This window comes from Blautia segnis (genome assembly GCF_014287535.1).
Lineage (GTDB): Bacteria > Bacillota > Clostridia > Lachnospirales > Lachnospiraceae > Blautia_A > Blautia_A acetigignens.
Genome location: NZ_JACOOT010000031.1, coordinates 15,284 through 27,751, shown reverse-complemented (window position 1 = coordinate 27,751; position 12,468 = coordinate 15,284). Strand labels below are relative to the sequence as shown.

The following is a 12,468-nucleotide window of genomic DNA, read 5'->3' as shown; positions in this document are numbered from 1 at the left end:
GAATGATAAAATAAAGATAGTTTTTATGATAAAATAAAGATAGTTCTTTGCAGTAATGCAGAGGGCTATCTTTATATTCACTAAGATCGGAGAAAATATATATGTATAGAGTTTTAATTGCCGACGATGAAAAAATCGAACGTGAGGGAATTAAATTTCTTCTTTCCATGGAAGAAGGAGAATATGAGATTCAGGAAGCATCCAATGGAAAACAGGCGCTTAATATTATACACAGCCAGGAAATAGATTTTCTTCTTACTGATATTAAAATGCCCCATATGGACGGCTTGGAGCTGGCTGCCAGGGTAAGTGAGGAAAATCCGGAGATTCCAATAGTAATTTTCAGCGGCTACAGTGATTTTGGTTTTGCTCAGGAGGCCATGCGCTATGGAGTAAAGGAATATGTATTAAAGCCTGTGGATCCGGATACCTTTCATAAGACCATCAATAAGGTGAAGGCCGAGATATCAAGCAGAAGAACTCAGAAACAGAAGGCTGAGAAGGAAAAAAACTTTCTTCTTCAGTATTTTCTTCAGGCATATCTGTACTCCGGAAATGAAGAAGTGCTGAAAAAAGCCGGAGATATTCTGGATGCATCTAGCTGGGAACAGTGGCATTGTGCCATTCTTATAGAATCTGATAAAACCTTTTTTGATACAGTATCAGATAGCATTGATAAGGAGCTTATGGAAGATCTGCATCGAAACTTTTTTTATCTGAATCTGAATACCAGACAATCTGTGCTGTTCTTTTCCGATGTGTACTGCGACTATCAGCTGGTTGCCAAACATCTGTATGACCTTCTGAAGCAGAAGTATCCCGGCAGCTTCCATCTGGCAGTAAGCAGCCGATTCGAGGGACATGAAGCACTTCCTGAGATTATGGCTCAGCTGGAGCAGACCATGGAAGAAAAATTTTATCATCCTGATATGCATGTATTTACAAATGAAGGAGATGAGAATCATCCGGTAAGTGCAGAAACTCAGGATTCCAGATTAATGGAGAAGATTTCTGAGGATATTTCCCGTAAGGATGTAGATCAGCTGAAGAAGCATTTTGAATGTCTGGTAAAGAAATATGAAAATGACACCCGTTTTTCCGCTATGTATGTGAAATTTGTTTTTTCAAACGTGATTCAGGAGCTGTTTCAGGAAAATCAGTTTTCAGAAGAGTACAAGCTGGATCATGAAGTAGAACGCCTGTATAGCTGCACGAATCTGAAACAGATCCTTGCCATTACACAGGAGAATATTCAGAAGTATGAGGAATTTCTGGAGCGCTCTATGAGCGGTTCCAGGGATGAGGTAGCTTCTGTGAAAAATTATATCTATCAGCATTATGCAGAGGATCTAAGCCTGGAGACTCTGGCAGAGAAGGTATATCTGTCATCCGGCTACCTCAGCTTTATTTTCAAAAAAGAAACTGGCATGAACCTGAACCGTTTTATACGTGTGGTGCGCATGGAAAAGGCGAAGGAGCTTTTGTGCTCATCCAATATGAAGGTAGCGCAGGTTAGTGAACAGGTGGGAATTCCGAATGTTTCCTATTTCTGCAGAAGCTTCAGAGAATATTATGGATGCAGTCCGGAATCCTATCGGAAAGGAACCGGTGAAGAGGATGAGAGTAACGGAAGCAATAAAATGTAAATTTCAGAATATGAAATATCGTCACAAATTAATTGTTCTTCTTGTGACTGCAAGCCTGGCTCCCATGATCCTGCTGGTATGGTACAGCCATGACCGTATGAGCAGCCTGCTCTATGAAAAAGAGATGGAGGACATGTCCTCCATCCTGGAGCAGACAGGAGAGGGAGTGGACAGTCAGATCGAAGTTTTTTCCAGTCTTTTGAATTATCTAACCTATTCCCCTGATATCGAAGATCTGATTACAGAGAAAAATATGGATAATTATTATGCCTATAAGAAATATACGGAAGTGGCAGATCCGCTTCTTACCGTACCAAAATCCTATCATAATGCAATCCTGCAGATTCAGCTTTTTGCAGAAAGCATTAAGGTGCGTCATGAGTATACCCTTGTGCCTTTAAGCGAGGTAGAAAAAGAATGGTGGTATGAGCATCTGAAAGAGGACGTTTCCGTTCAATGGGTAGTTGACAGGGAAAGACCGGAAATAGCAGCAGTAAGGCGAATTTATCAGGGAAGAGAGCAGACCGCAGTTTTGTGCATTACCTTGGATTACAACAAAATTTTTCAAACCTTTGAAAACATTATTTCAGAAGGTTCAGGCGGAATTATTCTGGACGAAGATGGGAATGTTCTTTTTCAGAAGGAATTGCTCATAGATGAAAATGCCAAAGCAAATGAGCCGGAGCCGTTGGTTTCCTGTGAAAATCTGGAGTCTGGACAGAAGGATTATGCCTTTGTAAAACGCAGGAATGCATCTTGCGGATGGAATTTTTACCTGTATAAGCTGCAGTCAGCAGTTAACAGCTCTGTTTCCGGAATTCTGGTGAGCGAGATTCCGCTGATTGCAGTTTGCCTGATAATCATTCTGGTGCTGGGACTTGCTTTTTCCAGGATTTTTACCCGAAAGATCGAGGAACTTACAGACAATATGAACCGCGTAAACCAGGGAAGCCGGGAGGTTACGGTAGATAGTGATGCAGATGATGAGATTGGACTTCTGATCCGGAGCTTTCGAAGCATGATGGATGAAATCAACCGTCTGATCCATGAGGTTTATGAAAATAAGATTGCGTTGAAGGAGTTTGAACTTAAGGCCCTGACAGCTCAGATCAATCCGCATTTTCTTTATAATTCCCTGTCTATTATCAACTGGATGGCAATCCGCAGTCATCAGAAGGAAATCAGTAAGGTAACCTTGTCCTTATCCATGTTTTATCGGACTGCGCTAAGTAAAGGGCAGGATATGGTTACAGTTGATAACTGTATTCAGAATATCAAGGCGTATCTTGATATTCAGTTGGTAATGCATGATAATGAGTTTCAGGTTATGTGGGAAATTGATCCTGAGGTAAAAGGAGATATTGTACCGAAGCTGCTTTTGCAGCCGGTGGTGGAGAATGCACTGGAGCATGGCCTTGACATGAAGGAAGATGGAGAGAAGATACTGAAGCTGTTCTTTGTAAAGGACAAAGAGGATGTACTTCTTGCAGTGGAAGACAATGGTCCGGGAATGAAGCAGGAAGAGGCAGATAAGCTGGTAAACTATCCGGTTTCCGGATACGGACTTAAGAATGTAAATGACAGAATGCTGCTTCTCTATGGAGAGAGGTATGCAATCCGGATATATAGTAAGATCGGTCAAGGCACCAGGGTAGAAATGCGGATTCCCTGTCAAAGTGCAGACAAAGAAACGAGAGATGAGGAAATATTTTCTGCCAAGAAGTTTCTTCAGAATTCAGATGACAACAGCTTGCAGACTGACAAAAAGGAAAGGTGATGGGAAGATGAAGAATAAAAAAAGACTACTTGCTTTTGGGCTTGCTTTTTCCATGGCCTTTTCTTTAGGGGGCTGTAAAGTTAAGAACAGTGAAAATGAAAAATCGAAACACTGGGGGGAACTAAAAGCAGAAAATGCAGAAAGTTCGGATAGCGAAAGAATAACCGGTAATACAAATAGCACAGTCAGCGATGCCACTTCAGATGATAATGGGAAAGCAGACTCTGATAATTCCTGGGAAAAAGCTTCTACCACTGCTTATGGGAAATATCCGGAGCTTGTAACCTATACTCTTGGTCAGCTGAACGGCGCTAATAATTCCAACCTTCCGGAAGGAAATACTTATGAAGACAATGCTTATACCCGCTACTTAAAAGAAATTCTGAATGTTCAGAACCAGAGTATCTATATGGAGCGGGAGGATCGTTATAATGATTATGTGAATGTGCTGGTTAACGATCATACTTTGCCTGATGTGCTGGTAGTTTGTGATAGGGAAACTTTGTATAATCTGGTTGAAAATGACCTTATTGAAGATTTGACAGAGGTTTATGCAAACTGTACTTCTCCAAGGATTAAAGCTATGTACAACAGCTATGGTTCTCAGCTTCTTGGCGCCGGAACCTTTGACGGAAAACTGATGGCACTTCCGGAAGCTGTGATTGACCATGGTCCATGTCTTTTGTGGCTTAGAAAGGATTGGATGGAGCAGCTTGGTCTTGAGGAGCCGGAGAGTTTTGAGGAAGCCATGGATATTATCCAGGCTTTCCAGGAAAACAGAATGGGAGCTGAAGAAGGGGAAGAGCCTGTAGGCCTGGTATGTGATACGAATTTAGTTTCTGTAACCAGTCAGAATTATTCTGTGGAGCCTGTATTTGAGAAGTTTTATGCTTATCCCAGAAGATGGATCAAGGATGAAAACGGAGAAATCGTTTATGGTTCCCTGACAAAGGAAACGAAATCCGCCCTGGCTTATCTTCGTGAATTATACAAAAGAGGAATATTGGATGAGAATTTTGCGCTTCGGGCTCAGAATAATTTAAGGGATCTTGTTGTGGAAGGAAAATGCGGAGCATTTTTCGGACTGTGGTGGACTCCAAACAATCCGCTTATGGAGGAAATTGAGAATGATCCTGAGGCTGACTGGGAACCCTATTATCTGACCGCAGATTATCAGGAAAAAAATAACGTGTATACTTCTTTTTCAGATAACAAATATGTAGTGGTACGCAAGGGCTATGAGCATCCCGAAATTATTATGAAGATTGTCAGCGTACTGTTTGATTACAGCCGCTTTGAGGATAAGGAAAATGCAGATGAGATTAACAGCTACTTTGGCCTGAATGTAGATCCTACTGCCCGTCCGTTGGTAATTAATGTGGATTACAACGAAGCAATATACAATGTCACAAAGGATATTCGTCGTGTAATTGCAGGAACACAGAAGGAAAGCAATTTAAGCGCATTGGAAAAATCTTATTACAGTGCATGCATAAAATATTTAAGCGGCGAGGATGTAACAGCAGAGGATTGGGCTGCATATAAATCAAGGATTTCTGCTGTGGGAGTGCTTGTAGATGGAAACTATAAACCTTTGCAGCGACAGTATCTGGAAGAGTCTGACGGTGAAGTTCCCAATATACTAGCCTCTTTGGAAAAAAATGCGTTTATTCAGCTGATTATGGGAGAGCAGCCTATGGACTATTTTGATACATTTGTACAGGAATGGTATGCGCAGGGAGGACAGGAACTAACTGAGAAGATCAGAGAGGAGAATTCATAAGCTGATGTATGAGAAATTATTAGAGAATTGTACCTTGTGTCCTCGGGAATGCAAAGTGAACCGTTTGGAGGGAATGCGCGGCTATTGCGGCATGGACAGTAGAATAAGAGCTGCCCGTGCCGCTCTTCATATGTGGGAGGAGCCCTGTATTTCCGGTAAAAAAGGCTCCGGAGCTGTATTTTTTTCCGGCTGCGGACTGCGCTGCTGTTTCTGTCAGAACCGGGACATTGCCATTGGGGACAGCGGAAAAGAGATTACGGTGCAGCGGCTTGCAGATATTTTTCTGGAGCTGGAGCAAAAGGGGGCGGCGAATCTGAATCTGGTGACAGGTGCTCACTATGTACCGCAGATTATTTCCGCCCTGGAAATCGCCAGAAGAAAGGGATTGATGCTGCCGGTAGTGTATAATTCCAGCGGATATGAAAATGTGGAAACCCTTCGGCTGCTGGAAGGATATGTGGATGTTTATCTGCCGGATATGAAATATGCGAATGAAAAGCTTGCCGCTGCTTTTTCCCATGCAGAGGATTATCCGCAGAAGGCCCGTGCCGCCATTGCCGAGATGGTTCGCCAGACTGGCCCCTGTCAGTTCGTGGAGGATGGCTATATCAGAAGGGGAACCATTGTCCGCCACCTGATTCTGCCGGGACATACCAGAAATTCCCTGGCTGTGCTGAAGGAACTGCATGAGACTTACGGAAATGATATTTTTATCAGCGTAATGAACCAGTACACGCCAGTTTTCAAACAGGAGAAATACCAGGAACTGAACCGAAAGGTGACAAGAAGGGAATATGAGAAGGTGTTAGACGGAGCGATTGCGCTTGGTATCGAAAACGGCTATTTCCAGGACGGGGAAACTGCCAAGGAGAGCTTTATTCCGGCGTTTGATTATGAAGGGGTATGAAAAGAATTTAATGAGATAAGAAAACCGCCCAGGTGTCACAGGCACAAGGTAAGGATGTCCCTGAGATTTGGCAGCAGCAAGATTCTGTTATTCTTAGCATAGTCCAGGAGCACACGCCTCTGTGCATCTGGGGAAAGTTCATCCTGACTTTATAAATCTGACCGCGATTTCCAATTTCAATGATATCAACAATAATTCCATTCACATCAAATATTACACAAAAATCACCAACTCGTAAACGGTAACCGTCAGTTCCCTGCAACTTTTTGATGTCTCCCTCTTGGGGAAGCTTGCTAATAGCGGTGACTAAGCGCTCAAGTGTGCTACAGAATGGGTAATTTCTGTGTCGTTATTGAGGGTCATATTTCCAACACTTATTGGATTTACCTTTTTATTTACTGTAAGAATAGTCTATTTTAAAAATACTGGTATGTCAATACAAAGCAACAAGAAGGTTGTTAAAACAATAATGAGATAGCAAACGTTTACTTTTTGATGGATATATAGTAATATAGAAATATCTTATCAAAAACGTGGAAAATTTCTCCTGAAATGGAAGGAGGCCGGTGCTTTCGCACCGGCGCGTATGAAAAAGAAAAATATTAAATTAAGAAAGACTTGGTGCTTTCTACAGTTAATAATATACGAAACAAATGTGACAAAAATGTGAAATACATTTGAAAAAAGAGTGAAACGATTTTAGATATTTTTGCACAAAATCACGAAACACATACACGAAACAAAGGAATTTTACCAGATGAACGGACATAAATATGAGCACAGATGCGCACAAATGCTGCGAAGAAAGGGTTTTCACCATGTAGAAGTCACTAAGAAAAGCGGCGATCAGGGAGTTGACATCATCGCCTACAAGCATTTTTCCAAGTATGCGATCCAGTGCAAATACTACTCCTATCCGGTTGGAAACAAGGCAGTTCAGGAGGTATACGCCGGTGGCAAATATTACGACTGTGACCGCTGCATTGTTATGACCAACGGCACCTTTACCAAAGCGGCCATCAGCGCAGCCAACAAATTAGATGTGAAATTATGGGAAAACTGCTCCCTTCTGAAAAGCACCAGCCTGGTTTTTGAGGTGATGCGGATTATGAATATCCTGGAAATTATTCTGGGATTTTACCTGCTTCGAAATGCCTTTCCCTTTTCCCAGCGAGAGTTTCTTATGTATTACAGAGAATTCTGCCTGATCTTTGCAGGAATTCTTGGCTGGCTTGGATTTGGAAACTGGGGAGCCAGCACTCTTTGCGGCGCCTTGTACCTGTTTCTTGGCTTTTCATTGAAAGCGCCTGTTTTTTCTGGCTTTACAGTCAATGGAATCAATCTTGTATTTCTGATTCCAGCACTGATTTATTTTGTCCACGTATATTTTCTGAAACCCAAGTCATAAACATTTCCGACGGGTTCTACATAAAATAAAGGGAACGAATTGACTAAGTCTGAAAGGATCTGTTCATGGAAAATTATCAGATGAACCGTTCGGGCTGCCGCCCTTATAATAGAACCTGCGGAATGATGAAACCTTCCAATTCCAGTACTCCCAACTGTCCCTGTTCTTCCCGTTCACAGGAGAATATGTATGACCATCTGAAGCATCTGGTTCCAGCTATGGCTTATGTGCCATACCAGAATTTTACTTCTTCTTATGACCTTGACTACGCCCTTTCTGTAGGAACTATTTTTCCACAGCTGTGCAAGCCATTCTGCGGAAAGCGAGGTGTTCGAAGATGATGAAAAATCAGACCTCCAAGCGTCGCTGCCTGCTTCAGCAGATCAATGAAGTCAGCTTCGCTGTCAACGATATTCTTCTCTATCTGGATACTCACCCGGACGATGAGAAAGCCCTGGCATTTTTTGAAGATGTTTCAGACAGGCGTAACCAGCTGCTGGCAGAGTATGCGAAGGACTACGGCCCACTGACCGTAGACACCGCATCCAAAACCTGCGAAACTTCATGGAAATGGTCCCAGCAGCCATTCCCGTGGGAAAGGGAAGGAGCGTGATCTTTTATGTGGAATTATGAAAAGCGTCTGCAGTATCCGGTTAACATCACCACGCCAAACGCCAAATTGGCACAGTTCATCATGAGTCAGTACGGTGGCCCCGACGGCGAGATTGGAGCATCCATGCGCTACCTCTCCCAGCGTTTTACCATGCCGAACAGAACTTCTATGGCAGTACTGAATGATATCGGTACGGAGGAACTGGCGCATTTGGAAATGGTTTCCACCATCGTTCACCAGCTGACTCGGGATCTTACGATGGAAGAAATTGAGAATTCCGGCCTTGGGCCATATTATATTGATCATACAGTCGGAGTATGGCCCCAGGCTGCAGGAGGCGTTCCATTTAACGCATGTGAGTTCCAGAGTAAAGGGGATCCGATCACAGATCTTTTTGAAAACCTTGCTGCGGAACAAAAGGCACGCTCCACCTATGACAATATCCTGCGAGTAGTACGAAATATCCCGGAAGTTGCTGACCCCATTCGCTTCCTGCGGGCAAGAGAAGTGGTGCATTTCCAGCGTTTCGGTGAAGCTCTCCGCTCTATCCAGGAGCAGTTGGATGCCAATAATTTCTACGCATTTAACCCAAGCTTTGACAATCCATGCAAAGCAAGCTGTGCGCCGGAAGCAAGATAAGTTTTTATAAAAAAATTCTGTCTGCAGAAATGTAGTTTTTGCCGCTCTGGTGCTGATTGAACTGCACTGGAGCGGCTGTTTTTATTTCATTTCCCTACAACATCTTCCGCGCAACCGCCTCCGCCGTAGCCGACCTTGCTGCGGCGCTGGCTTCTGGATTTCTCCGGCAGAAACCGTAGAACAGACAGTCAATCAGCAGAAGCTGCCCCACCTTTGCCGGAATGGAGCCGGACTGAAGAGGTCCCTCATTGTATCCGCAAAGAAGCACCACATCTGCAAACTGGGCAGCCCTTGAATTGGGATAATGGGTCACCAGGATAATGGAAACCCCATGTTCCCTGGCAATCTGCAGGGTATCCTCCATATCCTTGGTGGAGCCGGAGTAGGAGAATACCAGGAGCACATCCCGGGAAGTGGCAAGTGCGGTGTTCATAATCTGCATATGGGAGTCCGAAACATGGACAAAACGTGAGGTAGCTGTGGAAAAACGTGCCCACGCCTCCATAGCCATTACCATGCTGCCGCCGTTTCCAAAGCAAAAAACCCGGTCCGCCTGCACCAGAAGATCCACAGCTTTGTTGATGGCGTTCTCATCCAGAAGTTCCAGGGTTTCGTTTAGGGACAAAACACTGGCCTTGTGGATCTTTTGGAAAATAGTATTCAGACTGTCTTCGGAAGCAATTCCCTGGGGAGAATCAGAAAGCTCGCCCATATCTGTGACATGGTCTGTTTTTGCCAGCGCCAGTTTGAAATCATTGTATCCCGCAAGCCCCAGCCCATGACAGAAACGGGTAATGGAAGCTTCGGAGACGCCGCTGTTTTCCGCCAGCGTGGAAATGGAGAAATACTGTGCTTCTCCTGTATGTGCAAAAATATAATCTGCCAGCTTTTTCCCGGAACGGGTCAGGGAATGATACTGTGCAGTTATGGATTCTAAAATATTGCTCGCCAAAACAAATCCTCCTTTGTAAGTTTAATCTTCATCGCCAAGGATAGAAGCGCCCAGCATTCCTGCCTGGTTTCCAAGCTCAGCTTTCTTAATAGTAAGCCCGCGAAAGCTTGGCATAATAGCCGACATCAGCTGCTTCTCAATCTGTGCCGGAATATAAGGCTGCTCCATAATGCCCCCTCCCAGAATGATACAGGAAGGGTTGAGCAGATGAATAATGGAAACAAGGCCGTATACGATTTCCTGAATCCACTGATCTACAATCAGCTGAATCTCCTTTTCCTCAATACGGGCAAAAAGAAGCTTGCCGTTGGTGATGGAAGGATCATATTCCATAGCCCGTGCCACCAGGGCAGTGGTGGAAGCATATTTCTCATAGCAGCCGGAGTACATATCTTCTTCAGGACGGCGAAACTCCGGATGGACGATCAGCGCCCCAAGTTCCCCAGCGGAAAAAGAGCTTCCATGGTACAATTTGCCGTCAGTAAAAACAGCACCGCCCACTCCGGTTCCGTAAGTCAGGCAGACAAAATCACGTTCCCTCCTGCCTGCGCCAAAATGTGCCTCCCCGATGGCAGCAGCGTTTACGTCATTTTCCACATAGACAGGAACATGGAATGCCTCTTCCATGATGGCTCTGATGGGAGTTCCCGTATAGCCGGGAATGTTGTGGTTGGCGTATATGATGCTGCCTTTTTCCGGGTCCACCTGTCCTGCAGTGCTGATCCCGATTCTGGCAAAATCCCAGTGCTCTTTATAAGAAGCAATAATCTCTTTGGCAAGTGCCATAACATGCTCTCCTCCAAGAGAAGCCTGGGTAGGGGTCTCACGGATATCACTGAGAACTCCGTTTTCGGCAACTGCAGATTTGATGGCGGTTCCGCCAATGTCAAGAACCATGGTTTTCATAACCGAATTCCTCATTTCTTTTTTATTTTAAAAGCCAGGATATGCATCTTGCCTCCTGACCGGATGCCGGGAAAAAAGCTCCTTCTTCCTGGAAATCTTCCGTTTCATGTTAATTATAACTATAACAAAAGGCTTTTTCATTTGCAACCTTTGCTGCTTTAAAAATGCAAAATATTTTCAAAATAAAAATAAAATGAAAATTATTTTAAAAATATATTGACAAACAGCACAAAAGAATGTATGATACAACCATAATCATTAGCGAGATTTCACAAACCCGGGACGAAATTTTGCACCAGATGTGTAAGGCATGTAGGCTTTCCTTTTCATTATGAAAAAGGCCGATGCGGAACATGACTTGCACCAAGGCAAAGAGACAGGCTGAGAATCAATGGAAGATTTTCAGTAAATAGCAAAAACTAAATAGCAAAAACTAAATAGCAAAAACAATCAAATATTTATGAAGAAGGTAAGGTAAGAAAGAGAGGGTTTATTTATGAAATTCCGTAAAGTTATGGCACTTGCACTTGCAGCTAGCATGGCAGTTTCCTTAAACGCAGTGAGCGTTCTGGCAGAAGGCGGAGATACCACAGACATTACACTGTGGACTTATCCAGTAGGAAGCTGGGGAGATTCAGCAGTTGTTGATCAGATGATTTCCAATTTTAATGAAGCTCATCCAGAGATCAACGTAACCGTTGAGTACCTTGATTACACCAATGGTGATGATCAGATCAATACCGCTATCGAAGGCGGACAGGCTCCTGATATCGTTCTGGAAGGACCGGAGCGTCTGGTTGCGAACTGGGGCGCAAGAGGACTTATGGCAGATCTTTCCGATCTGTGGACAGACGAAGCGAAAGAAGCCATTTATGATTCAGTAGAATCTGCGTGCCAGAATAACGACGGCGTATTTTATGAGTATCCGCTTTGTATGACAGCCCATACAATGGCAATCAATAAAGACATTTTCGAGCAGGCTGGTGCGCTTCAGTATATTGACGAAGAGACACGTACCTGGACAGCAGAAGATTTCCAGAAGGCAGTTAAGGCAGTTTATGATTTCGGTCAGGAGAATGTTGGTGCTGTTTACTGCAGTGGACAGGGCGGTGACCAGGGTACAAGAGCACTTGTAAACAATCTTTTCGGCGGAACCTTTACGAATCCGGAGCATACTGAATACACAGCTAACAGCGAAGAGAACATTAAAGCTCTTGAGCTTCTTTCCTCTATGGATGGAATCAACTTTGATGCTTCTATCGCAGGCGGAGATGAAATCAATCTTTTCTGCAACGGTACACTTGCAATGGCATTCTGCTGGAATGTTGCACAGGAGAAGAATAATGCTGAGAACTTAAGCTTTGACGTACTTCCAATGGCATTCCCGGCAGAGGATGGCAAACCACAGCTTTGCGGCGGTATCTGGGGCTTTGGTGTATTTGATAATGGTGATGAAGCTAAGGTTGAAGCTTCCAAGACATTTATCGATTTCATGGCAAACGACGAGACACAGGTAGTAGAGAGCGTTAAGGCTTCCAGCTACTGGCCGGTAAAAGACCTTGGAAATATCTACGAAGGCGATGACCTGATGACAGAGTACTCCACATTTATCCAGTACATGGGCGACTACTATCAGGTAGTTGGCGGATGGGCAGAAGCTCGTACCGCATGGTGGAACATGCTTCAGCAGATCGGTTCCGGTGCAGACGTAACAGAAGCTGTAGAAGAATTCGTAACCACAGCAAACGCTGCAGCAGCTAAATAATCTGAATCATCTAAGTATGAAAACTAAAAAGAGACTTTGCAACTAAAAGTCACGCACCCTTCCTGTATTTTC

General features: G+C 43.9%; 11 protein-coding genes. 9 read left to right on the top strand and 2 right to left on the bottom strand.

The features are described from left to right. Nucleotides 1-101 precede the first annotated feature (101 nt). From H8S54_RS12970 to H8S54_RS12935, 8 genes are all read left to right on the top strand, one after another. Entirely contained in the window at nt 102-1,646 is a 1,545-nt protein-coding gene (locus tag H8S54_RS12970; protein ID WP_186901627.1) for a response regulator transcription factor, read from the top strand. Beyond that, complete coding sequence (locus H8S54_RS12965) at nt 1,537-3,423, top strand: sensor histidine kinase (protein ID WP_243176818.1); 1,887 nt, start codon at nt 1,537-1,539, stop codon at nt 3,421-3,423. The genes H8S54_RS12970 and H8S54_RS12965 overlap by 110 nt, the downstream gene beginning before the upstream one ends. Before the next feature lie 7 nt (nt 3,424-3,430). Further along, nucleotides 3,431-5,206, top strand: coding sequence for a type 2 periplasmic-binding domain-containing protein (locus H8S54_RS12960; RefSeq protein WP_186901626.1), 1,776 nt, complete (start codon nt 3,431-3,433; stop codon nt 5,204-5,206). A 4-nt stretch (nt 5,207-5,210) separates the two neighbouring features. Continuing rightward, on the top strand, nt 5,211-6,113 hold the full coding sequence (locus H8S54_RS12955; protein ID WP_178105299.1) for a radical SAM protein: 903 nt from the start codon (nt 5,211-5,213) through the stop codon (nt 6,111-6,113). Between the two features lie 757 nt (nt 6,114-6,870). Beyond that, nucleotides 6,871-7,521: a restriction endonuclease gene (locus H8S54_RS12950; RefSeq protein WP_021924343.1), complete on the top strand. Its 651-nt coding sequence runs from the start codon at nt 6,871-6,873 to the stop codon at nt 7,519-7,521. A 65-nt stretch (nt 7,522-7,586) separates the two neighbouring features. Beyond that, nucleotides 7,587-7,862, top strand: coding sequence for a spore coat associated protein CotJA (locus tag H8S54_RS12945; RefSeq protein WP_173766407.1), 276 nt, complete (start codon nt 7,587-7,589; stop codon nt 7,860-7,862). Continuing rightward, nucleotides 7,859-8,134, top strand: coding sequence for a spore coat protein CotJB (locus H8S54_RS12940; protein WP_021924341.1), 276 nt, complete (start codon nt 7,859-7,861; stop codon nt 8,132-8,134). The genes H8S54_RS12945 and H8S54_RS12940 overlap by 4 nt, the downstream gene beginning before the upstream one ends. A 6-nt stretch (nt 8,135-8,140) precedes the next feature. Next, nucleotides 8,141-8,773, top strand: coding sequence for a manganese catalase family protein (locus tag H8S54_RS12935; protein WP_021924340.1), 633 nt, complete (start codon nt 8,141-8,143; stop codon nt 8,771-8,773). A gap of 94 nt (nt 8,774-8,867) precedes the next feature. Here the strand turns inward: H8S54_RS12935 and H8S54_RS12930 are convergent, their stop codons facing one another. Further along, on the bottom strand, nt 8,868-9,725 hold the full coding sequence (locus tag H8S54_RS12930) for a MurR/RpiR family transcriptional regulator (RefSeq protein ID WP_117851535.1): 858 nt from the start codon (nt 9,723-9,725) through the stop codon (nt 8,868-8,870). A gap of 21 nt (nt 9,726-9,746) precedes the next feature. Then, on the bottom strand, nt 9,747-10,631 hold the full coding sequence (locus H8S54_RS12925; protein WP_117851537.1) for an ROK family protein: 885 nt from the start codon (nt 10,629-10,631) through the stop codon (nt 9,747-9,749). A gap of 496 nt (nt 10,632-11,127) precedes the next feature. Here H8S54_RS12925 and H8S54_RS12920 point away from each other — a divergent pair, with 496 nt between their 5' ends. Further along, a complete protein-coding gene (locus tag H8S54_RS12920; protein ID WP_021924337.1) occupies nt 11,128-12,396 on the top strand; it encodes an extracellular solute-binding protein in 1,269 nt (422 codons plus the stop codon). Nucleotides 12,397-12,468: the final 72 nt, after the last annotated feature.

What these genes read in the sequence shown, in the direction of transcription:
- H8S54_RS12970 (WP_186901627.1), top strand. Translation starts at nt 102, where the DNA reads ATGTATAGAGTTTTAATTGCCGACGATGAAAAAATCGAACGTGAGGGA.
- H8S54_RS12965 (WP_243176818.1), top strand. Translation starts at nt 1,537, where the DNA reads ATGTTTCCTATTTCTGCAGAAGCTTCAGAGAATATTATGGATGCAGTC.
- H8S54_RS12960 (WP_186901626.1), top strand. Translation starts at nt 3,431, where the DNA reads ATGAAGAATAAAAAAAGACTACTTGCTTTTGGGCTTGCTTTTTCCATG.
- H8S54_RS12955 (WP_178105299.1), top strand. Translation starts at nt 5,211, where the DNA reads ATGTATGAGAAATTATTAGAGAATTGTACCTTGTGTCCTCGGGAATGC.
- H8S54_RS12950 (WP_021924343.1), top strand. Translation starts at nt 6,871, where the DNA reads ATGAACGGACATAAATATGAGCACAGATGCGCACAAATGCTGCGAAGA.
- H8S54_RS12945 (WP_173766407.1), top strand. Translation starts at nt 7,587, where the DNA reads ATGGAAAATTATCAGATGAACCGTTCGGGCTGCCGCCCTTATAATAGA.
- H8S54_RS12940 (WP_021924341.1), top strand. Translation starts at nt 7,859, where the DNA reads ATGATGAAAAATCAGACCTCCAAGCGTCGCTGCCTGCTTCAGCAGATC.
- H8S54_RS12935 (WP_021924340.1), top strand. Translation starts at nt 8,141, where the DNA reads ATGTGGAATTATGAAAAGCGTCTGCAGTATCCGGTTAACATCACCACG.
- H8S54_RS12925 (WP_117851537.1), bottom strand. Translation starts at nt 10,631, where the DNA reads ATGAAAACCATGGTTCTTGACATTGGCGGAACCGCCATCAAATCTGCA.
- H8S54_RS12920 (WP_021924337.1), top strand. Translation starts at nt 11,128, where the DNA reads ATGAAATTCCGTAAAGTTATGGCACTTGCACTTGCAGCTAGCATGGCA.